The organism is Serratia sp. CC22-02 (genome assembly GCF_900182895.1).
Lineage (GTDB): Bacteria > Pseudomonadota > Gammaproteobacteria > Enterobacterales > Enterobacteriaceae > Serratia > Serratia nevei.
This window is the reverse complement of sequence record NZ_FXUD01000002.1, coordinates 903,192-925,819: the sequence shown is the minus strand read 5'-3', so window position 1 is coordinate 925,819 and position 22,628 is coordinate 903,192. Positions and strand designations below refer to the sequence as shown.

At 58.3% G+C, this 22,628-nt stretch carries 19 protein-coding genes; 4 read left to right on the top strand and 15 right to left on the bottom strand.

What is annotated here, in order from left to right:
- Positions 1-93 precede the first annotated feature (93 nt).
- Positions 94-867, top strand: coding sequence for an envelope biogenesis factor ElyC (elyC, locus tag QOL81_RS11265; RefSeq protein WP_038880809.1), 774 nt, complete (start codon positions 94-96; stop codon positions 865-867).
- 7 nt (positions 868-874) lie between these two features.
- Here elyC and QOL81_RS11260 read toward each other — a convergent pair whose 3' ends face one another.
- From QOL81_RS11260 to cspE, 6 genes are all read right to left on the bottom strand, one after another.
- Entirely contained in the window at positions 875-1,771 is an 897-nt protein-coding gene (locus QOL81_RS11260) for a YcbJ family phosphotransferase (RefSeq protein WP_060421759.1), read from the bottom strand.
- A gap of 149 nt (positions 1,772-1,920) precedes the next feature.
- Positions 1,921-2,670, bottom strand: a complete 750-nt coding sequence (gene kdsB, locus QOL81_RS11255) for a 3-deoxy-manno-octulosonate cytidylyltransferase (RefSeq protein WP_004928235.1) — start codon at positions 2,668-2,670, stop codon at positions 1,921-1,923.
- Positions 2,667-2,849: a Trm112 family protein gene (locus QOL81_RS11250; RefSeq protein WP_004928237.1), complete on the bottom strand. Its 183-nt coding sequence runs from the start codon at positions 2,847-2,849 to the stop codon at positions 2,667-2,669. The genes kdsB and QOL81_RS11250 overlap by 4 nt, the downstream gene beginning before the upstream one ends.
- A gap of 295 nt (positions 2,850-3,144) precedes the next feature.
- Entirely contained in the window at positions 3,145-4,371 is a 1,227-nt protein-coding gene (locus QOL81_RS11245; RefSeq protein WP_197757520.1) for a winged helix-turn-helix domain-containing protein, read from the bottom strand.
- Between the two features lie 113 nt (positions 4,372-4,484).
- Entirely contained in the window at positions 4,485-4,706 is a 222-nt protein-coding gene (locus tag QOL81_RS11240; RefSeq protein ID WP_004928241.1) for a cold-shock protein, read from the bottom strand.
- Positions 4,707-4,929: 223 nt separating this feature from the next.
- Complete coding sequence (gene cspE / locus QOL81_RS11235; protein WP_019454537.1) at positions 4,930-5,139, bottom strand: transcription antiterminator/RNA stability regulator CspE; 210 nt, start codon at positions 5,137-5,139, stop codon at positions 4,930-4,932.
- Positions 5,140-5,664: 525 nt separating this feature from the next.
- Here cspE and hglS point away from each other — a divergent pair.
- Positions 5,665-7,071, top strand: a complete 1,407-nt coding sequence (gene hglS / locus QOL81_RS11230; protein ID WP_060421754.1) for a 2-oxoadipate dioxygenase/decarboxylase HglS — start codon at positions 5,665-5,667, stop codon at positions 7,069-7,071.
- Between the two features lie 2 nt (positions 7,072-7,073).
- On the opposite strand, the gene lpxK is transcribed toward hglS, so the two are convergent.
- The 9 genes from lpxK to ansB form a co-directional block, all read right to left on the bottom strand.
- Positions 7,074-8,054: a tetraacyldisaccharide 4'-kinase gene (gene lpxK, locus QOL81_RS11225; RefSeq protein WP_060421751.1), complete on the bottom strand. Its 981-nt coding sequence runs from the start codon at positions 8,052-8,054 to the stop codon at positions 7,074-7,076.
- On the bottom strand, positions 8,054-9,802 hold the full coding sequence (msbA, locus tag QOL81_RS11220) for a lipid A ABC transporter ATP-binding protein/permease MsbA (RefSeq protein ID WP_047727931.1): 1,749 nt from the start codon (positions 9,800-9,802) through the stop codon (positions 8,054-8,056). The genes lpxK and msbA overlap by 1 nt, the downstream gene beginning before the upstream one ends.
- A gap of 35 nt (positions 9,803-9,837) precedes the next feature.
- Positions 9,838-12,108, bottom strand: a complete 2,271-nt coding sequence (locus tag QOL81_RS11215; RefSeq protein ID WP_080432942.1) for a ComEC family protein — start codon at positions 12,106-12,108, stop codon at positions 9,838-9,840.
- 276 nt (positions 12,109-12,384) lie between these two features.
- The gene (gene ihfB, locus QOL81_RS11210) at positions 12,385-12,669 is read right to left on the bottom strand and encodes an integration host factor subunit beta (RefSeq protein WP_004928264.1); all 285 of its coding nucleotides are present in this window, start codon (positions 12,667-12,669) and stop codon (positions 12,385-12,387) included.
- 62 nt (positions 12,670-12,731) lie between these two features.
- Complete coding sequence (rpsA, locus tag QOL81_RS11205) at positions 12,732-14,405, bottom strand: 30S ribosomal protein S1 (RefSeq protein ID WP_004928267.1); 1,674 nt, start codon at positions 14,403-14,405, stop codon at positions 12,732-12,734.
- 184 nt (positions 14,406-14,589) lie between these two features.
- Positions 14,590-15,279 (bottom strand): (d)CMP kinase, encoded by a 690-nt coding sequence (cmk, locus tag QOL81_RS11200; protein ID WP_004928270.1) that lies wholly within the window; start codon positions 15,277-15,279, stop codon positions 14,590-14,592.
- A gap of 266 nt (positions 15,280-15,545) precedes the next feature.
- Positions 15,546-16,832, bottom strand: a complete 1,287-nt coding sequence (gene aroA / locus QOL81_RS11195; RefSeq protein ID WP_060421740.1) for a 3-phosphoshikimate 1-carboxyvinyltransferase — start codon at positions 16,830-16,832, stop codon at positions 15,546-15,548.
- A 113-nt stretch (positions 16,833-16,945) separates the two neighbouring features.
- Positions 16,946-18,031 (bottom strand): 3-phosphoserine/phosphohydroxythreonine transaminase, encoded by a 1,086-nt coding sequence (gene serC / locus QOL81_RS11190; protein WP_033637853.1) that lies wholly within the window; start codon positions 18,029-18,031, stop codon positions 16,946-16,948.
- Positions 18,032-18,333: 302 nt separating this feature from the next.
- Entirely contained in the window at positions 18,334-19,380 is a 1,047-nt protein-coding gene (gene ansB / locus QOL81_RS11185) for an L-asparaginase 2 (protein ID WP_060421737.1), read from the bottom strand.
- Between the two features lie 148 nt (positions 19,381-19,528).
- Between ansB and ycaO the strand changes: the two genes are divergently transcribed.
- Positions 19,529-21,292, top strand: a complete 1,764-nt coding sequence (ycaO, locus tag QOL81_RS11180; RefSeq protein WP_060421733.1) for a 30S ribosomal protein S12 methylthiotransferase accessory factor YcaO — start codon at positions 19,529-19,531, stop codon at positions 21,290-21,292.
- Between the two features lie 461 nt (positions 21,293-21,753).
- Positions 21,754-22,614, top strand: coding sequence for a formate transporter FocA (focA, locus tag QOL81_RS11175; protein WP_019454548.1), 861 nt, complete (start codon positions 21,754-21,756; stop codon positions 22,612-22,614).
- Positions 22,615-22,628: the final 14 nt, after the last annotated feature.

Genomic DNA, 22,628 nt, shown 5'->3' with positions numbered 1-22,628 from the left:
TGCTATTTTGGCACAGACTGGCTTAGAATGTATCTTCTTGCGGCCTGTTTATGCCTGGATGCCGCTTTTTCACCCAAAAGGATCTGATTTTCGATGCTGTTCAACCTGAAAAAGTTCTTTGGCGCCATGCTGATGCCGCTGCCGCTGTTGATGCTGCTGATGGGGCTGGCGCTGCTGCTGCTGTGGTTCACCCGCTGGCAAAAAAGCGGTAAGACGATTTTTACGCTGAGCTGGCTGTTTTTACTGCTTTTCAGCCTGCAGCCGGTGGCCGACCGGCTGCTGAGGCCGATCGAAGCCCAATACCAGACTTATCGCGGCAACGATCCGGTCAGTTACATCGTGGTGTTGGGCGGGGGCTATACCTACAATCCCGATTGGGCACCCAGCTCGAATTTGCTCGGCAACAGCCTGCCGCGCGTGACGGAAGGCGTGCGGCTTTACCTTGCGCATCCCGGCGCCAGAATGGTGTTTACCGGCGCATCCGCCGGCAGCATGCAAAGCAACGCCGCCACGGCGGCGCTGGTGGCCGAAAGCCTGGGCGTGCCGCGCAGCGATATGGTGATCCTGAGGGAACCGCGCGATACCGAGGAAGAAGCCGCTCAGGTCGCCAAGTTGGTCGGCGAGCAACCGTTCATTCTGGTGACCTCCGCCAACCATCTGCCGCGCGCCATGCGCTTCTTCGAGGCGAAAGGCCTGCACCCGATCCCGGCGCCGGCCAACCAGTTGGCGATCGACTCGCCGCTGAATATCTGGGATCGCGCCACACCGTCCTCGATGTTCCTCGGCCATACCGAACGTGCCTGGTATGAAACGCTGGGCAGCCTGTGGCAGTGGCTGAAAGGCGCGGATCGCGCCGGCGCCGAGTAAGGCCCGTTCAACCGGCCAGCCAGGGCAGCAGCTGTTGCGATGCATAGTCGAACGGCCGCCGCTCCAGCTTGCCGGTATGAACCAAGCGCCCTACCGCTTCCCACACCACATACAGCCAGCGCCGTGCCAGGAAAGCGTCGGCGACCGGCGCGCGCTGCAGATAGCGGAACAGCAGTTGGCTGGGCATACCCGCCTCGCACAGGCGAAAAAGATCGTATTCGCGCGGCGCCCACAGCACCACGCCGGGATTGAGCATCGCCAGCAGCTGATCGCTTTTGGGATCCTTCAGCATGCTGCGCAGCGACAGGTTACCGTGCACCAGAACACAGGGATCGTCGAAGCCGACGAAGAAATGGGTCAGCGCTTCGCGCGTGCGGTACAGCAAACGCCGATCCGCCATGGTCAGCTGCGGGGTGGTGAGATTGACTACCGTCGCCCACAGCACTTCGACCCGCTGTTGATACCAGCAAAACCAGTCGTTCTCCTGCGTGCTGTCAACGCTGCCGACGCTGCCGTGGCTGTCGATGCGATGCCAGGCCAATATCCCGTCAACGATCTGTTCCATCAGCATGTTCCAGCGATCCGGCGAGCGCGTCGGCGCTTCAGCCGACACGCCGCGCAGGCGCTCGATCAGCAGGATTTCCTTATACGGCGTCTGTTGAGTACATACCACGCCGTACACCGTGGGCAGCCGAATATCCCCGTCGCGCGCCAGCATCGACAGCTTGTAAGCCTCCTGCTGGGCGATGCCTTGACAGATAAAGCTTTTCGCCATCAGCGGGATCGCGTTGCCCTGCCGATCGTACAGCGAATACATATGCGCATAAGGCTGCTCGCTCACCCGCTCCAGCCGGCTGATGGACTCACCCAGCACAATGCTCAGTTCGGCGCGTAACTGCTCCATAAGGCATTCACCTCAGGCTAATAAGGGGGTACGTAACATCATCGAACGGTGAGCAGAAAAATTCTTCAACGCAGATCAACAAAACGGGGAACAATCATGGGGGGTGTTGCATCGTCGGCGCGTTGCGCGGCGCGCCGACGAACTCAGGCTCAGGGTTGGATGCTGTCGCGCACGCGCTGGAGATCTTCCGGCGTATCGACCCCCACGCTCGGGATCGCTTTCGCGACCGCCACGTGGATTTTTTCACCGTACCACAGCACGCGCAGCTGTTCCAACAGCTCGATCTGTTCCAGCTGGCTCGGCGCCCAGCTGACGTAGCGACGCACGAAGCCGGCGCGGTACGCGTAGATGCCGATATGACGCAGCAGGCTGTCGCCGATGCTCTCTTTCGACGCGGCGAAACGCTCACGATCCCACGGAATGGTGGCGCGTGAAAAATAGAGCGCGTAGCCCTGCGCGTCCATCACGACCTTCACCGCATTGGGGTTGAAAGCCTCTTCGGCGCTCTCGATCGGCACCGCCAGCGTCGCCATACCGGCCTGGCTGCCCGCCAGGTTCTCTGCGACCTGACGCACGATCACCGGTGGGATCAGCGGTTCATCGCCCTGCACGTTAACGATGATCTGGTCGTCGGCAAAGCCGTAGTGCGCGATCACTTCCGCCAGCCGCTCGGTGCCGGAATGGTGATCCGGGCTGGTCATGCACACTTCGCCACCGGCGGCTTCCACCGCTTTGGCGACTTCAGGGTGATCGGTCGCCACGATGACGCGGCTGGCGCCGGACTCGCGGGCGCGCTCCATGACGTGTACCACCATCGGCTTGCCGTGAATATCGGCCAGCGGTTTACCCGGCAAACGGGTCGAGGCGTAGCGGGCGGGAATAATAGCGATAAAACTCATGCGTGTTTCTCATCCAGCGACAGCGCACGCGCTTCATTTTCCAACAGCACCGGAATGCCGTCGCGCAGGGGGTAAGCCAACCCGTCCGCTTTGCACACCAGTTCCTGGTTTTCTTTATTGAAATAGAGTTTGCCGTTGCATACCGGGCAGGCAACGATTTCGAGTAAACGGTGGTCCATGCATCCTCCGTAAGGGGATAGGTCATCTGGGAAAGGCTGTGAGGATAGCATAACGCCCGGCCTCAGGTTAATCACCGGTGGCGCCAACCCACCGATATTTCCTCATCGCGCGGGGGCAACCGCTTGAACTGGGGCGCATCCCAGCGTAGAATTTTGTGATACAAATCACAAAAAGGCCGTGATACGTGATCAAACGTCTGCATAAAATCATCGCTCTGTTCGCTAACTTCAGCCACTGAGCCCCTTTGTAACGAGCGGCGCTGAACTTCGTTTTACCCACCGACGGCGTCGTTCGTTATTCCACTTCCCAGCCGGCCCCCCATTCAGCGGCCAACGCCGCCGGAATGTCGCCCAGCGCGACGCGTTGCGCACCGTGCCATTTTGCCGTACGCGCGATGGCCTGCCGGATATCCTGCGCCCGCTGTTTGCCGAAGCGCACCTGCGGCTCCGCATGGAAGCTGATGATCTCGAACACCCCCTGGCGACGGTGCGCCTTGGCGTCAATGCGCCCCACCAGCTCACCGCGGTGCAGCACCGGCAGGGTGAAGTACCCATAGCGGCGTTTTTCTTTCGGCGTATAACACTCCAGCCGATAGTCAAAGTTGAACAGCTCCAGCGCCCGCCGCCGATCCCAAACCACCGGATCAAAGGGGGACAACAGGCTGGTGACCGTCGATTTGAGTTTGCCCTGTTCCGCCAGCGGCAGCAGTTCCGCCAGAGATTCATGCACATAGAACGGCCCTTCCAGCCCCTCTACCTGCACTGGCGTAATCTCCCCCTGCTCCTGCAGCTCTGCCAGCAAGGTTTTTGGCGCCACGCGTTTCAGCCGATAGTAATCTGCCAACCATTCAGCGCGAAAGATACCCAGATAGCGGCAGGTGCGGCGCAGCATCTGCCTGCGCGCCCGCTCCGCAGGCAGCGTATGACGCGCATCGTCCCAGGCCGGCAGCAACCTTTCGGTCAGATCGTAAACCCGGTGGAAGTTGCGGCGTTCGGCTACCATCAGCTTGCCGGCGGTAAACAGGATCTCCAGGTGTCGTTTCTCCGGTTTCCAGTCCCACCATCCGCTGTTGCCCTTTTTCTCGGCGCTGAAATCGGCGGAGCGCACCGGCCCCTGCTGTTCGATGTGCCGCAGCAGGCTGTCCATCGCCGCCTGGTGCTGCTGCACCCAGTCGGCGGAATATTTCCAGCCCATATCATGAGGCGCCAGCATGCGGTGCCGCAGCAAACCAAAATCCTCAATCGGCAGGAAACAGGCTTCGTGCGCCCAATATTCGAACAGTTTGCGGCCGGCAAGCGCCTGCTCCAGCCATTCCGACTGATAGGCGCCCAAACGGCTGAACAGCACCAGATACGGGCTGCGGGCGACGACGCTAATGGTATCGATTTGTAACAGCCCCATGCGCTGGATCGCGCTCACGACGTCATCGGGCTTAGCCTGTCGTTTAAGCGGAGAAAGCAGCCCCTGGGCGGCAAGGTGCAGCGCGCGAGCGGCGGTAAGGGAAATTATCGGGGTGGTCATCCTGATATCCGTGGCAAGTAGGCAGTGGCCTGATAATAGTGGATATCGAGGGATTTATCTTCGCCAGTGCTTGCGGGTGGCGACACCGGCACTGGCGAGGAAGGAGGGTGCGATCAGAACGCGATAACGTCTGCCGCGGACAGCCCATGCGAGCTGCGATAGATCGAGAACTCAACGTTCTGACCTTCGTTCAACGACTTATTTTTGGTGTTGGCGATAGCGTTGCGATTGACATAGATTTCGTCGCTGCCATCTACCGGTGAAATAAAACCATAGCCTTCGGCCTGATTAAACCATTTCACGCGGCCCATTTTTAACACAGTATTTTTAAACATAACTTATATCCTTTTACTTGAGCATCCTTGACAACGTCATTTTTTATATTGTCTGGACGCTACCAGCCCATCCTAAAGTTTTTCGTAACAAACCTCTCGTGAGCAAAAAAAATAAAAAACCCGCACTAAGGCGGGCTTGTTGAACTTAATATCTTCCGCATGACTCGGCGCTAAAGCGTCACCATGGTTGTATTAAGATCTCTTATACGCGTTCCCTGTAATCTTACAGAGCAACTACGTTGGCGGCAGCCGGCCCGCGCGGGCTGTCCTGGATGGTGTACTCGACGCGCTGGCCTTCAGCCAGGGTCTTGAAACCGTCGGTCATGATTGCGGAGAAGTGTACGAATACATCTTTGCCGCCGTCGTTCTGCTCAATGAAACCAAAACCTTTGCTTTCGTTGAACCACTTAACCTGACCAGTCTTCTTAGACATTACATTTACCTTTAAATATATTTACAAAACCTGCCATAAGAGGCAATTGGGGCCATTTCAGAAACATTACTTATGGGAGGTACTTAGAAGGTTCGTCTTTGAAGCGGAATCGGATGATAACGTTTTTGGAGGAACTGCTTAACTCTAAACTCGAACATAAATAGGTCTGGATTACAGGCCGACTTGCATTTACTCATAAATCTGGTGAATGCACAAGAGGTTTATTGCATTAAATTCGCCATTACGCCGAATTTATTTTTATCCCCCTGAATACACATGAATTAATTTACCGTTCTTCGCAGCCCATCCACCGCCTCTTCCCCCAGGCCGGCGCATCATTTGTCCGTCTGTGCGCTGCAAATGAGAGCTAACGCATAAAACTCTAATATGCTTGGCGCCTCTATAACAAATCCCAAATCAGATGGCTAAACTTGAGGGGAAAACAAGGCAGACGGCTTTTTCGCCAGCACTTTTGCCGCTAAAAACACGATTTTTCAGATTATGCTGAATCAAGGAGCTATGCGCATGACCGCCCAGCAGTTCGTTTCACCTAATGAAATCCGCGCCAGATTCTCCCACGCGATGTCGGACATGTACCAAAAGGAGGTACCGCTGTACGGCGATCTGCTGGAGTTGGTGGCGGAAACCAATCGACAGGTTCTGCGCGAAGACGCCGCACTGGCTCATCAGTTGCAAATCACCGGCGAGATAGAGCGCCTCGCCATGGAGCGCCACGGCGCGATCCGGGTCGGCACCGCGGATGAGCTGGCCACCCTGCGCCGCCTGTTCCGGGTGATGGGCATGGCGCCGGTCGGTTACTATGACCTGTCGGTAGCGGGCGTTCCGGTGCACTCTACCGCTTTTCGCGCCGTACATGAAGACGCGCTGCAGATCAGTCCTTTCCGCGTGTTCACCTCCCTGCTGCGCCTGGAACTGATAGAAGATCCCGCGCTGCGTGAGCTGGCCGAGCGCTTGCTGGCGCGCCGCCGCATATTTACCGATCGCGCGTTGGAACTGATCGCGCTGCAGGAAGCGCAAGGCGGATTGAATGCAGCGCAGGCGCAAGAGTTTGTCGAACAAGCGCTGGAGACCTTCCGCTGGCACAATCAGGCGACGGTCAGCGCCGAAGAATACCGGCAGTTGCACGATCAGCATCGCCTGATCGCCGACGTCGTAGCGTTTAAAGGGCCGCATATCAACCACCTGACGCCGCGCACGCTGGATATCGATCGCGTTCAACAGGCGATGCCCGGCCGCGGCATTACGCCCAAAGCGGTCATCGAGGGCCCGCCGCGCCGCCGCCGTGCAATCCTGCTGCGCCAGACCAGCTTCAAGGCGTTGGAAGAAAGCGTCGATTTCGTTGAGCACGACGGCCACGCCATCGCCGGCCACCATACCGCGCGCTTCGGCGAGATCGAACAGCGCGGCGTGGCGCTGACGCCTAAAGGGCGCGCCCTCTACGACCGCCTGCTGCAGGCGACCAACGATGCACTGCAGGCACCGCCAAGCGAGAAGAACGCCGAGCGCTACTATCAACTGCTGGAGGAAAACTTCCGGGCGTTTCCGGATGATTACGCCACGCTGCGCGAGCAACAGCTGGCGTGGTTCCGCTATTTCCCGACCGAATGCGGCCTGGCGGCCAAAGAGTCGCTGGATAAGCACAGTACCCTGGAGCAACTGATCGAGAAAGAACACGTTCGCTTCCAGCCGCTGGTGTATGAAGATTTTCTGCCGGTCAGCGCAGCGGGGATTTTCCAGTCAAATCTGGGGGACAGCCGCCACGCGCAGTACAATGCCGCTTCCAGCCGGGCTGCGTTTGAACAAGCGTTGGGCAGTGAGGTGATCGACGAGCTGGCGCTGTATCAGCAAACCCAGCAGCGTTCGCTGGAGGCCTGCGCGCAAGCCCTGGGGCTTGTCACGCTGGCATCCTGAGGTTACTTGGTCAGCAGAGATTCGATACCCTGCAGCAGTTGCTCAGCCTGAGCGGACGGTAGCACCGCATCAACCGGTAAATACCACCAATTAGGCTGGGCAAAGGCGCGGCACTTCACCGCGTCCTTCTCCGTCATCAGCAGCGTTTGATCGGCTGCAACCAGCGCCGTCAGCTGCGGCTGCTGATATTCCTGATGATCGGCAAACGCCACTTCCTGCACCACCTCGACGTTCAGCTTTTCCAACGTCGCGAAGAAACGCGGCGGATGACCGATGCCCGCCATCGCCACCACGCGCGGCAGCTCGGCCGCCGGGCGACGTTCACCGCTCAGCAGGTTCACCGCGTCACGCGCCTGCAGGCGCATGGCAATCTCCCCCGCCTGCGCCACGCCGCCATTGGCGACGCGCGCATCGACGCTGCCAAGCCGCGCGGCACGCTCGCGCATCGGCCCGGCCGGTAACCACCAGCCATTGCCGAAACGGCGCACGCCGTCGATGACCACCAGCTCGAAGTCACGCTGTAAGGCATAGTGCTGCAAGCCGTCGTCGGTGATGATCGCATCCAGCGGCTGTTGTTGCAGCAAGGCCTGTACCGCCTCGGCTCGCTTGGGCGCGATCGCCACGGGCGCGCCGGTGCGCTGATAAATCAGCACCGGCTCATCCCCCGCCTCGCGGGTCGAGGTATTCTGATTGAGCACCAGGGGATAGACCGCCGACTTGCCGCCGTAGCCGCGCGAAACCACGCCAACGCGATAGCCCCGCTGCTGCAGGTGTTCCACCAGCCAGATCACCATCGGCGTTTTGCCGTTGCCGCCAGCGGTGAGGTTGCCCACCACCACCACCGGCACCGGCGCGCGCCAGCTTTTGCGCAGGCCACAGCGATAGCTGAGGCGAATCAGCCAACTGAGCAGGCCATACAGCCAGGAGAGCGGCAGCAGCGCCAGATAAAGCAGCGAACCGCCGGACCAGATGCGCTCAATCATTATTGACCAAACTGCATGCGGTGCAGCTGCGCATAGGCGCCCTGCCGTTCAAGCAATTCGGCGTGCTCGCCGCGTTCGACGATGCGGCCGTCCTCCACCACCAGGATCTCGTCCGCCTTCTCAATCGTCGACAGACGGTGCGCGATCACCAGCGAAGTACGGTCTTTCTGCAACTCGTCCAGCGCAGCCTGGATGGCACGTTCGGACTCGGTATCCAGCGCAGAAGTCGCCTCATCCAGGATCAGGATCGGGCAGTCGCGCAGTAACGCACGCGCGATGGCGATACGCTGACGTTGGCCGCCGGATAGCATTACACCGTTCTCACCGATCACCGTATCCAGGCCGTTCTCCATCTTGTTGATGAAGTCCATCGCGTACGCCATTTCGGCCGCTTTCTCAATCTGCTCGCGGCTGTATTCGCTCTCGCGCGCATAGGCGATGTTGTTGGCGATGGTGTCGTTGAACAGGTGCACGTTTTGCGAGACCAGCGCCACCTGATTACGCAGTGAGGCCAGGGTATATTCACGCAGATCGTGGCCGTCCATCAGGATTTCGCCTTCCTGGATATCGTAGAAACGCGTCAACAGGTTGGCGATGGTGGATTTGCCCGAACCGGAACGGCCCACCAATGCGACGGTCTTGCCTTCGGCGATTTTCAGGTTGATATCACGCAGCGCCGGCGTTTCCTTGGACGGGTAGTAGAAGGTGACGTTGCGGAATTCGATATCGCCTTTCGCACGCTTCACTTCGCGGGTGCCGGTGTCTTTTTCCTGTTCCATATCCAAAATGGAGAACAGCGTCTGGCATGCCGCCATCCCGCGTTGGAACTGGGCATTGACGTTGGTCAGCGACTTCAGCGGGCGCATCAGCGCGATCATCGACGAGAACACCACGGTAATGGTACCGGCGGTCAGGGTTGACATCACGCTTGGGAAGCTGGCGGCAAACAGCACGAACGCCAGCGCCAGCGAAGCGATCAGCTGAATGATCGGATCGGAAATCGAAGACGCGGAGACCAGTTTCATGCCCTGTTGACGCATGCGGTTGCTGACCGAGTTAAAGCGCTCGGTTTCCACCTGCTGGCCACCGAAGATCAGCACTTCTTTATGGCCTTTCAGCATCTGCTCGGCGCTGGTGGTCACCTGTCCCATGGTGTTCTGCATGTTCTTACTGATGTTGCGGAAACGCTTGGACACCAGGCGAATGGCGATGGAGACGATCGGCGCCAGCACGATCAGGATCACCGACAGCTGCCAGCTGTAGTAGAACATCATGATGAACAGGCCAATGATCGAGGCCCCTTCACGCACCACGGTCACCAGGGCGCTGGAAGAGGAGGAAGCCACCTGCTCGGAGTCATAGGTAATGCGCGACAACAGCGTCCCGGTAGACTGCTGATCGAAGAAGGCCACCGGCATTCTCATCATGTGGCCAAACAGGCGGCGGCGCATCTGCATCACCACCATGCCGGAAACCCAGGAAATGCAGTAGCTTGAAACAAAGCTGGTCACGCCACGCATCAGCATCAGCGCAATCACCGCCAGCGGCATCCACACCAGCACGCTGCTGTCGGTTTTTCCAAACCCATCGTCCAATAGCGGTTTAAGCAGAGACAGCATCAGCGTGTCCCCCGCTGCGTTCATAATCAACGCAATGGCGGCCACAATCAGCCCGGTCTTAAAAGGAGTGATCATCGGCCAGAGTCGACGGAACGTCTGCCAGGTCGAGAGATCTTTATCATTCATCATGCAAATACCAGCATCGGAAGAAATAGCGGCCTATTTTACTCATTATCACCCTCTACGCCAAACCGCTGATGGTACCAACGGGGCATTAATTGTTCGCGAAAGCCTTTAATTTGCCAATCGTTGTCGAAAAAAAGTACCGATAACTGGCCGGAGCGCGTCGTATCACGCCATGTAATGCCATTTGCCCGGTATCTGGCGACCACTTTACGCGCCGGCAATCGCCATTTGTTGTAACGAGATGCTGACGCCAGCGCCACCTCAGGATTGACCGCGCGCAGAAACGGCGGCGTCGAAGACGTTCTGCTGCCATGGTGCCCCACCTGCAATACCGTGGCCGCCAAACGGTCGCGGCGCAATCGAATCAGCTGTGCCTCCGCCTTCTTTTCCGCGTCGCCGGTAAGCAGCAGGCTGTATTTCCCGTCGTCGATGCGAATCACACAGGAGTCGTCATTGACCGGCCTTTTGAGCGTTTTCGGCGGCCACAACACCTCGAATTGCAACGACTGCCATCGCCAACGCTCTCCGGCGACGCAGGGCAAGTGCCCCTCCCCGCGTATCGGGCTGCGCACCGTCGCCTGTGGAAACGCACTCTGTACCGTCGACAGCCCGCCGATATGATCGAGATGAGCATGGCTGATGATGATCTGTTCCAGTTCAATGCCCCGCCAGTTCAGCATCGGCAAAACATGCCGCTCGGCGGCGCTGCCTGCAGGCCAACGATCGCCGGTGTCATACAATATGCCTTTGCCGTTTTGCTCTATCACCATCGCCAGGCCGTGCCCGACATCGAGCATATCGACGCGCCAGCGGTATCCCGGCTCTTTTCCTCGCCACAGCACGCAGCATATCGCGATCGTCGCCAGGCCCGGCGCATAGCGCCACCACCAATGAAAGCGCCAACAGATAACGATAAGCCATCCCGCTATGCTGGCCAGCAGCGAGGCAGCCCCCAAATCCACCCAACCGCGCTGCAGGTAATGCAGCGGCACAAACACCCCGCTCAACGTGAAATCGGCCAACCACCAAAGCCCGTAACTTAGCGAGGGGAAGACGCCGCCAATCACCGCCAGCAAAATCAACGGCACCGTCACCAATGAGACGATGGGCACCGCCCAGAGATTGGCCGGCAACGAGGTCAGCGTCAGGCCTAAAAACAGCGCGACCTGCATCGGCACCAACAGCAGCGTCATGCCCAGCTGAATATGCAGCCAGCGTACCGGCGCCCAATACCAGGCGGAACGAAATCGCTCGCCGAGCGGCGCCCATTCGAACCAAAAAATCAAACACCCTACTGCCAGCACCGACAGCCAAAAACTGTCTGACAATACCGCCAGCGGATCGCACAACAAAATCAGCCCGACGCACCACAGCCACACTTGCCAGGAAGAACAATGAACGCCGCGCAAGCGCAGCAGCATCCACAGCGTCATCGCCAGCGCGGTGCGTACCGCCGGTGGCTGGGCGCCCACCAACCAGACATAGATCAGCGTCGCCACCCAGCCCGCGACCAGCGGAAAGCGATAACCAATCAGATGGGCGGGAAGAAAAAACTGCAGCGCACGCAGCACCGCCCAAAACAAAATGGCGACCATCGCCACATGTAGCCCCGAAATAGCCATCAGGTGCGCAATGCCGGTTTTCAGCATCAGCGTGCGCAAAGCCTGTTCCAGTGCGGTGCGTTCCCCAAACGCCAGCGCCAGCAACACCGCCTTGTAACGCAATTCACCGATGTTGGTTTCCGCATGGCTGATTATGCGCTGGCGCAGGCCGCAATCGCCATCCAGCAAACGAGCCTGCCTGACCTGCGCGGTCAAAGGTTGGCGCTGCGCGATCGCCCAACGCTGGCTGTCAAAGCCGCCTTCATTGAGCTTGCCGTGCACCGGCCGTAAACGCAGTTTCAACTGCCAACGCTGCCCGGCGCACAGCCGCTGCCGTTCTGGGGCCCACGTCGTAGTAAACGCCAGCGCAGGCACCAACCAATGGCCGTCGACTCGCTCGATGCGCATCAGCGTCTGCTTACTGGCGGCAGGCTCCAGTGCGACACTGCTCACCTGCGCCACCGCCGTTACATCCGGCATGCGGCTTAGGCGCTCCATTTGCCCAAGCAGGCTTCCGGCGTTGAAAACCGCCCATATGAATCCCAAACCCAGACAGGCCAAATAACGGCAGATCGGCCAACGGGTGCGCAGCAGTAAACAGGCGACAAACAGCATCGGCCACAACAGCCATGGCTCTGGCAACCGCGGTAAAACCAGCAGCGGCAGAATGCCGCAGATAACGGCGAATATCGCCAGATCCAGCGAAATTTTGATCGCTCTTCTCCCATCGGCTCCACCATGAGCAAAAACGCGTCACGGCAAGCAAGCAGGATCATTGAGGCGATATGTCGCCGCCAGCGGGCTTTAACGAAGATGCGGTGAGCATGGCAGGATAAGAGAGGCCTATGCAGCAGCCACACCGCAAATGCGGCGCAGTACGCAATTCACTTGCGTGTCATGGAGAATCGCAGGCGAAAAAAAACGGCGCCTTAAAGGCACCGTTTTATATTCTTTACAAGCAACAACGCTATGAGCAGTCAGCGACTAGCCATAGATATTGGCGCGGTCACGCAACTCTTTGCCGGGTTTGAAGTGAGGAACGTACTTGCCGTCCAGCTCAACTTTGTCACCGGTTTTCGGGTTGCGGCCTACACGCGGGGCACGGTAGTGAAGAGAAAAACTGCCGAATCCGCGGATCTCAATGCGTTCGCCCTCGGCCAGCGTTGCGGCCATGTGCTCAAGCATCTCTTTCACTGCATCCTCAACGGCCTTCGCCGGAATATGAGATTGCTGGCCAGCAAGTCTTTCAATAAGTTCAGACTTGGTCATAGTACCTCCAAGCTTTGCAGCTAAACTACCGTATCGGGGCGGTCAGAAACCGCCCCCCGTCATTACTCGCCTTTAGCCGCTTTGAAAGCTTCAGCCATTGCGTTAGAGAAGTTGCCTTCTTCCTGTTTGTTGTTAACAGTTGCGATGGCGTCTTTCTCGTCAGCTTCGTCCTTAGCACGTACGGACAGGCTTACAACGCGGTTCTTACGGTCAACGCCGGTGAATTTAGCTTCAACTTCGTCACCTACGTTCAGAACCAGAGTTGCATCTTCAATGCGGTCGCGAGAGGCTTCAGATGCACGCAGGTAACCTTCTACGCCGCCTGCCAATTCAACTGTAGCACCTTTGGCGTCAACTGCAGTGACTTTACCAGTAACAATAGCACCTTTCTTGTTCATAGACAGGTAGTTATTGAACGGGTCTTCAGCCAGCTGCTTCACGCCCAGGGAGATACGCTCGCGCTCTGCGTCAACTTGCAGAACAACCGCTGCGATTTCGTCGCCTTTCTTGTATTCACGTACTGCTTCTTCGCCTGCAACGTTCCAGGAGATGTCAGACAGGTGAACCAGGCCGTCGATGCCGCCGTCCAGGCCGATGAAGATACCGAAGTCAGTGATAGACTTGATTTTACCTTCAACGCGGTCGCCCTTGTTGTGGGTTTCTGCGAACTGCTGCCATGGGTTGGATTTGCACTGCTTCAGGCCCAGGGAGATACGACGACGCTCTTCATCGATGTCCAGAACCATCACTTCCACTACGTCGCCCACGTTAACAACTTTGGACGGATGGATGTTTTTGTTGGTCCAATCCATTTCAGAAACGTGTACCAGACCTTCAACGCCTTCTTCGATTTCTACGAAGCAGCCGTAATCAGTCAGGTTGGTTACACGACCAGTCAGCTTGGTGCCTTCTGGGTAACGTTTCGCGATAGCAACCCATGGATCTTCGCCCAGCTGTTTCAGGCCCAGGGATACACGAGTACGCTCGCGGTCGAACTTCAGCACTTTAACAGTGATTTCATCGCCAACATTGACGATTTCGCTTGGGTGCTTAACGCGTTTCCAAGCCATGTCAGTGATGTGCAGCAGGCCGTCTACGCCGCCCAGATCAACGAATGCACCGTAGTCAGTGAGGTTCTTAACGATACCTTTAACTTCCATGCCTTCCTGCAGGTTTTCCAGCAGTTGATCGCGCTCAGCGCTGTTCTCGGATTCGATAACCGCACGGCGAGAAACGACAACGTTGTTGCGCTTCTGATCCAGCTTGATGACTTTGAACTCAAGCTCTTTGCCTTCCAGGTGCAGAGTGTCACGTACCGGACGCACGTCAACCAGGGAACCTGGCAGGAACGCGCGGATGCCGTTCAGCTCGACGGTGAAGCCACCCTTCACTTTGCCGTTGATAACACCGGTTACAGTCTCAGCTTCTTCGTATGCTTTTTCCAGCGTGATCCAAGCTTCGTGACGCTTAGCTTTCTCACGGGACAGCAGGGTTTCACCGAAGCCGTCTTCAACAGCATCCAGAGCAACGTCAACTTCGTCACCAACCTGGATTTCCAGCTCGCCCTGGGCGTTTTTGAATTGCTCAGCCGGGATGGCAGACTCAGATTTCAGACCGGCGTCAACCAGTACGATATCTTTGTCGATAGCAACAACGACGCCACGAACGATGGAACCCGGGCGGGTTTCGATTTCTTTTAAGGATTCTTCAAAGAGTTGAGCGAAAGATTCAGTCATGTTGTTAATCTTCAGGGTTCTTTAGTTTAACGTCCATTTAGCGTCCCGCCGAATGGGGTTGTTTCACATACCCCGCCATTGGCTCCATGCCGACAGGGTTTAAGGTTACAGGGGTAAAATTTTACCCGATATATTGCGATACCGCTATGACAAATATGACAAAAAGCCAATAGCGCCGCCGCGCTTATTGCTGCGGCAACGCCAACACTTTCTGTGCATACGTCAACGCCTGCCGGATCACTTCTTCGATCGACATGCTGGTAGAATCCAGCACGAGGGCGTCAGAAGCGGGCACCAGAGGCGCGATAGGCCGATTACGGTCACGGTCGTCCCGTTCCTTTATCTCGGCTAAAAGACGTTCAAAGTTAACATTAAAGCCCTTCTCCTGCAACTGCAGCATGCGGCGGTGCGCGCGCTCCTCCGAGCTGGCGTCGAGGAAAATCTTGACCGGTGCGTCCGGGAACACCACCGTGCCCATGTCGCGGCCATCGGCAATCAGGCCGGGCGCCTCGCGGAATGCACGCTGGCGGCGCAGCAGCGCCTCGCGCACGCGCGGAAACGCCGCCGCTTGCGACGCGGTGTTGCCGACGGTTTCGGTGCGGATCTCATTGCTGACGTCCTCACCTTCCAAAATCACCTGCAGCTTGCCGTCCTGGGCAACGAAGCGAACATCGAGATGTGCGGCCAGCGGAACCAGCGCTTCCTCAGAAGTGATATCCACCTGATGATGCAACGCCGCCAGCGCCAGCACGCGATAGATCGCGCCGGAGTCCAGCAAACGCCAACCAAGGGACTCGGCCAACGCTTTACACAGCGTGCCTTTGCCTGCGCCACTTGGTCCATCAACGGTTATCACCGGGGCTGTAGCCGTCATTTCTCTCTCCTTCAGGTAGAAAACCTCACAGAGACACGGTGCGCTTCGGCTCAAGGCCCGCGCGCCGCACTCTCTGTCACCTGCCCAATCAGGGGCAAATACGGTGGCGTATTATACGCTGCCCTACGGCGATCTGTTACCCTGGAACTGTCCGGTTGTTGAAAATAAGCGCACAACCGCGAAAAAGTATAGAAGAAACGCCGGTCGCCAAAGGTTAAAAATGATAAAGGCCCACAAAGGGGCCTTAAAATAAACGGTTTGACGGGTTACGCCGGCTGGCTGATGCGCGCCAGCTGTTCGAAATAGTCCGGGAAGGTTTTCGCGGTGCATTTCGGATCGAGAATGGTGACCGGAGTATCCGACAGCGCCACCAGCGAGAAACACATCGCCATGCGGTGATCGTTGTAGGTGCCAATCTCGGCAAACTGCAGTTTGGCCGGCGGCACGACGTGAATGTAGTCTTCGCCTTCGTCCACTTCCGCCCCCACTTTACGCAGCTCGGTGGCCATCGCCGCCAGGCGGTCGGTCTCCTTCACCCGCCAGTTGTAGATATTGCGGATGGTGGTCGGCCCCTCGGCAAACAGCGCCGCGGTGGCGATGGTCATCGCCGCGTCCGGAATGTGGTTCATGTCCATGTCGATGCCGCGCAGTTCACCGCGGCTGCATTCGATGAAATCGTCGCCCCAGGTAATGCGCGCGCCCATTTTCTCCAGCACGTCGGCAAACTTGGTGTCGCCCTGCACGCTTTTGCGGCCGATGCCGGTCACGCGCACGGTGCCGCCCTTGATAGCCGCCGCCGCCAGGAAGTAAGAGGCGGAAGAAGCGTCGCCCTCAACCAGGTAATCGCCCGGCGCGATATACGTCTGACGCCCCTGGATATGGAACACCCGGTAGTTGTCGTGGCTCACCGATACGCCGAAGGTGCGCATCAGATGCAGCGTGATGTCGATGTACGGCTTGGAAACCAGCTCGCCCTTGATGTGGATCTGCGTATCCTGCGGCGCCAGCGGCGCGGTCATCAGCAACGCGGTCAGGAACTGGCTGGAGACACTGCCGTCAACGGTGACGTCGCCGCCCTGGAAGCCGCCGCGCAGGCGAATCGGCGGGTAATCGGTCTGCTCGAGGTAATCAATCTGCGCCCCGCCCTGGCGCAACGCGTCCACCAAATGGCCGATCGGGCGCTCTTTCATGCGCGGTTCGCCGGTCAACACCACGTCGCCTTCGCCGAGGCACAGCGCCGCCGCCAATGGGCGCATCGCCGTCCCGGCGTTGCCGAGGAACAGTTCCAGCGGCTGGCCGGCCACCAGCGGCCCGGCCACGCCAGTCACTTCGCACACGGTGCGATCGGCGGAAAGCTGATAGTTCACGCCCAACGCCTGCAGCGCGTTCAGCATATGACGCACGTCGTCGCTGTCCAGCAGGTTGGTCAGCCGGGTCGTTCCTTTCGCCAGCGCCGCCAGCAGCAGAGCGCGGTTAGAAACGCTCTTGGAGCCGGGTAAGTTGACGGTGCCATTGACCAGGGCGACCGGGTGTAACGTCAGGGAATCCACCATGTGAACAAAACTCTCCAATTCTGATAAACGAAACGGCTCCGGAATAATGCCGGAGCCGCTTTAATGCAAAAGGACAACAGCCTGAGCAGCCCGCGTCGGGCGGGTTGACGGAATCAACCGTGACGACGTTCGAAGTCGGCCATGAAGTCGGTCAGCGCCTGCACGCCGGCCAGCGGCATGGCATTGTAAATAGAAGCGCGCATCCCGCCAACTACCCGGTGGCCTTTCAGCGCCTGCAGGCCGATGGCTTCGGCTTCGCTGAGGAACACCTTGTCCAGCGCCGCATCGGCCAGCTGGAACGGCACGTTCATCCAGGAACGGTTGGCGATCGCCACCTGGCTGCGGTAAAAGTCGGATTTATCGATGGTCGCGTACAGCAGTTCGGCCTTGGCCTGATTGCGTTTTTGCATCTCCACCAGGCCACCCTGCTCTTTCAGCCATTTGAACACCAGCCCGGACAGGTACCAGGCGAAGGTTGGCGGGGTGTTGAACATCGAGTCGTTTTCGGCCAGCACGGTGTAGTCGAGGATCGACGGCACTTCTTTGCGCGCCTTACCCAGCAGATCGTCGCGTACGATCACCAGCGTCAGGCCGGCCGGGCCGATATTTTTCTGCGCGCCGGCGTAAATCACGCCGAAACGGCTGACGTCGAGCGGGCGGGACAGGATGGTCGAGGAGTAATCGCCGATTACCACCTTGTCGCCGAAGTCCGGCGTTTCATCGATGGCCACGCCGTCGATGGTCTCATTCGGGCAATAGTGGACATAAGCCGCGTCGTCGCTGAGCTGCCACTCTTTCATCGGCTTGATGCCGCTCAGGCCGTCGATACGGGTTTTCACGTCGATGACGTTCGGGGCGCAATACTTTTCCGCTTCCTTGATGGCGCTGTGCGCCCAATAGCCGCCGTCGATATAGTCGGCAGTGGCCTTGTCGCCCAGCAGGTTCAGTGGCAGCGCGGCGAACTGCGCGCGGGCGCCGCCGTGGCAAAACAGCACTTTATAGTTGGAGGGGACTTTCAGCAGATCGCGCAGATCCTGTTCCGCCTGCTCGGCAACGGCGATGAATTCTTTGCTGCGGTGACTGATCTCCATCACTGACGTGCCCAAACCGTGCCAGTTGCACAGTTCCTGTTCCGCACGACGCAACACTTCCACCGGCAGCATCGCCGGGCCAGAGCTAAAATTATAAACCTGAGTCATTTCCCCTCACCACATTCACTGTTCGCCGCAGAAAAGCGACCTGTCGAAAAGACGCCCGAAGTTAACGCTCGCGTTAACCAACCCATCGGTTTTATCACTCACGCCCCATGGCTGCAACGCTTATTCACCCGTCGGCGGCAAACGGCCGCGCCGGGTGATGACAGGCTCTGCGGCCGTCGCGATTGTTTGGACGATAAAACCCTGCGACATGGGGAAATTCATCGGGTTAACGCGGTGTTTTATGCTGTATTCAGCCAAGATGGCTGCGAGAGCCCGGCCGGCCCCCGCAGAAGAGAAAACGATCAGTACTGATTGAACATCTGCTGGATTTGCTTCGCGTCTTTGGTTTGCGTCAGCGCCAGCTGCAGCAAAATGCGCGCTTTTTGCGGATTCAGCGTGCCGGCGGCAACAAAGCCGTACTTGGCGTCGTCCACTTCCGCATCTTCGGTGGTGGCGCCGGTTGGCACGCGCGATGAACGCACCACCGCCACACCGTTGTGCGCCGCCGTCGCCAGGGTGTCGAACACCGTTTTATACAGGTTGCCGTTGCCGACCCCGGCGCTGACGATGCCCTGATAGCCTTCGGCGATCAGCGCCTTGACCGGCGCATCGGAGGCGTTGGCATAGTTGTAGACGATGCCGACCTTCGGCAGTTCGTTCAGCTTGCTGACGTCGAACGGCGTATCCCGGGTATGCTTACGCTGCGGCGAGCGCTGGTAATCGATCTTGCCGTTGTGGATATACCCCAGCGGGCCGTAGTTTGGCGACTGGAAGGTCTGCACGGCGGTGGTGTTGGTCTTGGTGACGTCGCGCGCATCCAGCACGGTGTCGTTCATCGCCACCAGCACCCCGCGGTTGGCCGATTGCGGATCCGCCGCCGTCACCACCGCATTATACAGGTTGAACGGGCCGTCGGCGCTCATCGCCGTCGCCGGCCGCATCGCCCCCACCAGCACCACCGGCTTATCGCACTTCACCGTCAGATCGAGGAAGTAGGCCGTCTCTTCCAGCGTATCGGTGCCGTGGGTGATGACGAAGCCGTCGGTCTTGCCGCAGTCGGCGTCAATTTTCTTCGCCAACGTCAGCCAGACCCGATCGTTCATGTCCTGCGAACCGATGTTCACCACCTGCTCCCCCTGCACGTTGGCGATGTTTTTCAGCGCCGGCACCGCATCGACCAACGCCTCGACGCCCAGCTTGCCCGCCGTATAGTTGGATTTCGTCGCCGAATCGCCGCCGCCGGCGATGGTGCCGCCGGTCGCCAGCAGAGTGATGTTGGGCAGCGCCAGCGCCGAGGCGCTGAAGCCGGTCAACAGGAGGGGTAACGCGCTGAGTTTCACTGATTTCATTAGATTTCTCCGTGACAGATAACTCGCTGAATTATGGCCTTTATCCTTAAAAAAACTGTGACTTTGCCGCCGCTTTAGGAATACGTGGAGCTCCAGCGTAAAACCCCGTATCATTGCGCGTTTTTAGTACGCGCAAAAAGTGAAGACAATGACGCAAACTTTTATCCCCGGTAAAGACGCCGCCCTGGAAGACTCCATCGCCCGTTTCCAGCAGAAACTGAGCGATCTCGGTTTCAACATCGAAGAAGCCTCCTGGCTGAACCCGGTGCCGCACGTGTGGTCAGTGCACATTCGCGATCGCGATTGCCCGCTGTGCTTCACCAACGGCAAAGGCGCCAGCAAAAAAGCCGCGCTGGCCTCCGCGCTGGGTGAATATTTCGAGCGCCTGTCCACCAACTACTTCTTCGCCGATTTCTATCTGGGCAAGCAGATTGCCGAAGGCGATTTCGTGCACTACCCGAATGAGAAATGGTTCCCGATCCCTGAAGACGACGCGCTGCCGGCCGGCATCCTCGACGAACGCCTGCACGCCTTCTACGATCCGCAGCAAGAGCTGAGCGCCAGCGATCTTGTCGATCTGCAATCCGGCAACGCCGATCGCGGCGTGTGTGCGCTGCCGTTTACCCGTCAGTCCGATCAGCAAACCGTGTACATCCCGATGAACATCATCGGCAACCTGTATGTTTCCAACGGCATGTCCGCTGGCAACACCGCCAACGAAGCGCGCGTGCAGGGCCTGTCGGAAGTGTTCGAGCGCTATGTGAAAAACCGCATCATCGCCGAATCCATCAGCCTGCCGGCGATCCCGGACGACGTGCTGAACCGTTACCCGGGCGTGGTGGAAGCCATCGCCAAGCTGGAAGAGGAAGGTTTCCCGATCCTCTCCTATGACGCCTCGCTGGGCGGCAACTACCCGGTCATTTGCGTGGTGCTGTTCAACCCGACCAACGGCACCTGCTTCGCTTCGTTCGGCGCGCACCCGGACTTCGGCGTGGCACTGGAGCGCACGGTAACCGAACTGCTGCAGGGCCGCAGCTTGAAAGATCTCGACGTGTTCACCGCACCGACCTTCGATGACGAAGAAGTGGCGGAACACACCAACCTGGAAACGCACTTCATCGACTCCAGCGGCCTGATCTCCTGGGATCTGTTCAAACAGGACGCCGATTACCCGTTCGTTGACTGGAACTTCAGCGGCAGCACGCAGGAAGAGTTCGCCACCCTGATGAGCATCTTCGACAAAGAAGACGCGGAAGTGTACATCGCCGACTACGAGCACCTGGGCGTCTACGCTTGCCGCATCATCGTGCCGGGCATGTCCGACATTTATCCGGCGGAAGACCTGCTGCTGGCCAACAACAGCATGGGCGCGCACCTGCGCGATACGCTGCTGGCGCTGCCGGGCAGCGAGTGGGAGCCGGAAGAGTACCTGGCGCTGATCGAGCAGTTGGACGACGAAGGGCTGGACGACTTCACCCGCGTACGCGAACTGCTGGGCATTGCCAGCGGCAAAGACAACGCCTGGCATACCCTGCGCGTGGGCGAGCTGAAGTCGATGCTGGCGCTGGCGGGCGGCGATCTGGATCAGGCGCTGATCTGGACCGAATGGACGCAGGACTTCAACGCCTCGGTGCTGAGCCCGGCGCGCAGCAACTACTACCGCTGTCTGCAAACGCTGCTGCTGCTGGCGCAGGAGCCTGAACGCGAAGCGGCGCAGTACTACACCGCGTTCGTGAAGATGTACGGCCAGGAAGCGGTCGACGCCGCCTCCGCCGCCATCAGCGGTGAAGCGCGCTTCAACGGGCTGTTCGCCGTCGATGCCGATCTGAAGGCGTTGCCGGCCCATCAGGCGCTGCTGGCGGCCTACGAGAAGCTGCAGGCGGCCAAACGCCGCCACTGGGCCAAGGCCTAAGCATCATCAGGGGGTACTGCCACTTTGGGAGTACCCCTGCTGCCAAACGCCGCACTTCGCTGCGGCGTTTTCATTTTTGCGGTGTATTTCAACGCATTCGCTTTTATTTTCTCGCCGGAAAATTGGCGGTTAAACGACCATAAAAATAAATAAACCGTCAATTGTTGCCGGACGGTGAAATAATAATTAACCGATAATTAAACTTTCAGCGCTGCGCGGCGACAAAACGCCTAAAAATTTAACTTTACCCTACGCCGTCCACCCGGTGAATTCAAAAAATTTTGCAAACATTAAAAAAATGTTTTTACTTAAAAATCAATAAATTAACCATAAAAACCACACAAAAAACACGCCATTTTGCCGCTCTACTTCCCCGCCTTATGATCCAAATCAAATTTTCCCCTATACTGCTTTGCTAGTATCTCATTGCGTTGTTTTAACCCTTAAGAGCGAGAGTTAGTTTGAAAACTGACAGCCCCTTCGATCTGATTTTACCTGCGGCCACGGCGAAAATCGCTGAAGATGCCGGCGTGTATAAAGCCACCAAACATCCGCTGAAAACGTTTTATTTGGCGATCACCGCCGGTGTCTTCATTTCCATCGCCTTCGTCTTCTACATCACGGCGACCACCGGCACCGCCGGCGTGCCTTTCGGGCTGGCGAAACTGGTCGGCGGCATCTGCTTCTCTCTCGGGTTAATGCTGGTGGTGGTGTCGGGCGCTGACCTGTTCACCTCTACCGTACTTATCGTCATCGCCAAGGCCAGCGGCCGCATCAGCTGGGGCCAGCTGGGTGCCAACTGGCTGAACGTTTATCTCGGCAATCTGGTCGGCGCGCTGTTCTTCGTGGCGCTGATCTGGTTCTCCGGCGAGTATATGGTCGCCAACGGCCAGTGGGGCCTGAATGTCCTGCAAACCGCAGACCACAAGCTGCATCACACCTTTATCGAAGCCGTGTGCCTCGGCATTCTGGCTAACCTGATGGTCTGCCTGGCGGTCTGGATGAGCTACTCCGGCCGCACTCTGACCGACAAGATGCTCGCCATGGTGCTGCCGGTCGGGATGTTTGTCGCCAGCGGCTTCGAACACAGCATCGCCAACATGTTTATGATCCCTATGGGCATCGTGGTCAAACACTTCGCCACGCCGGAGTTCTGGCAAGCCGTAGGGGCGGTACCTGAGCAATTCGCTCATCTGACAGTAAGCAATTTCATCATCGACAACCTGATTCCGGTCACCATCGGCAACATCATCGGCGGCGGTCTGCTGGTTGGGTTGACTTACTGGGTAATTTATCTGCGCGGGGGCCGCGAACAGCACTAAGCTGTGAGTTACCG

Excerpts from the sequence above, each read along its gene's own strand:
- elyC (WP_038880809.1), top strand. The coding sequence starts at position 94 with ATGCTGTTCAACCTGAAAAAGTTCTTTGGCGCCATGCTGATGCCGCTG.
- QOL81_RS11260 (WP_060421759.1), bottom strand. The coding sequence starts at position 1,771 with ATGGAGCAGTTACGCGCCGAACTGAGCATTGTGCTGGGTGAGTCCATC.
- kdsB (WP_004928235.1), bottom strand. The coding sequence starts at position 2,670 with ATGAGTTTTATCGCTATTATTCCCGCCCGCTACGCCTCGACCCGTTTG.
- QOL81_RS11250 (WP_004928237.1), bottom strand. The coding sequence starts at position 2,849 with ATGGACCACCGTTTACTCGAAATCGTTGCCTGCCCGGTATGCAACGGC.
- QOL81_RS11245 (WP_197757520.1), bottom strand. The coding sequence starts at position 4,371 with ATGACCACCCCGATAATTTCCCTTACCGCCGCTCGCGCGCTGCACCTT.
- QOL81_RS11240 (WP_004928241.1), bottom strand. The coding sequence starts at position 4,706 with ATGTTTAAAAATACTGTGTTAAAAATGGGCCGCGTGAAATGGTTTAAT.
- cspE (WP_019454537.1), bottom strand. The coding sequence starts at position 5,139 with ATGTCTAAGAAGACTGGTCAGGTTAAGTGGTTCAACGAAAGCAAAGGT.
- hglS (WP_060421754.1), top strand. The coding sequence starts at position 5,665 with ATGACCGCCCAGCAGTTCGTTTCACCTAATGAAATCCGCGCCAGATTC.
- lpxK (WP_060421751.1), bottom strand. The coding sequence starts at position 8,054 with ATGATTGAGCGCATCTGGTCCGGCGGTTCGCTGCTTTATCTGGCGCTG.
- msbA (WP_047727931.1), bottom strand. The coding sequence starts at position 9,802 with ATGATGAATGATAAAGATCTCTCGACCTGGCAGACGTTCCGTCGACTC.
- ihfB (WP_004928264.1), bottom strand. The coding sequence starts at position 12,669 with ATGACCAAGTCTGAACTTATTGAAAGACTTGCTGGCCAGCAATCTCAT.
- rpsA (WP_004928267.1), bottom strand. The coding sequence starts at position 14,405 with ATGACTGAATCTTTCGCTCAACTCTTTGAAGAATCCTTAAAAGAAATC.
- cmk (WP_004928270.1), bottom strand. The coding sequence starts at position 15,279 with ATGACGGCTACAGCCCCGGTGATAACCGTTGATGGACCAAGTGGCGCA.
- aroA (WP_060421740.1), bottom strand. The coding sequence starts at position 16,832 with ATGGTGGATTCCCTGACGTTACACCCGGTCGCCCTGGTCAATGGCACC.
- serC (WP_033637853.1), bottom strand. The coding sequence starts at position 18,031 with ATGACTCAGGTTTATAATTTTAGCTCTGGCCCGGCGATGCTGCCGGTG.
- ansB (WP_060421737.1), bottom strand. The coding sequence starts at position 19,380 with ATGAAATCAGTGAAACTCAGCGCGTTACCCCTCCTGTTGACCGGCTTC.
- ycaO (WP_060421733.1), top strand. The coding sequence starts at position 19,529 with ATGACGCAAACTTTTATCCCCGGTAAAGACGCCGCCCTGGAAGACTCC.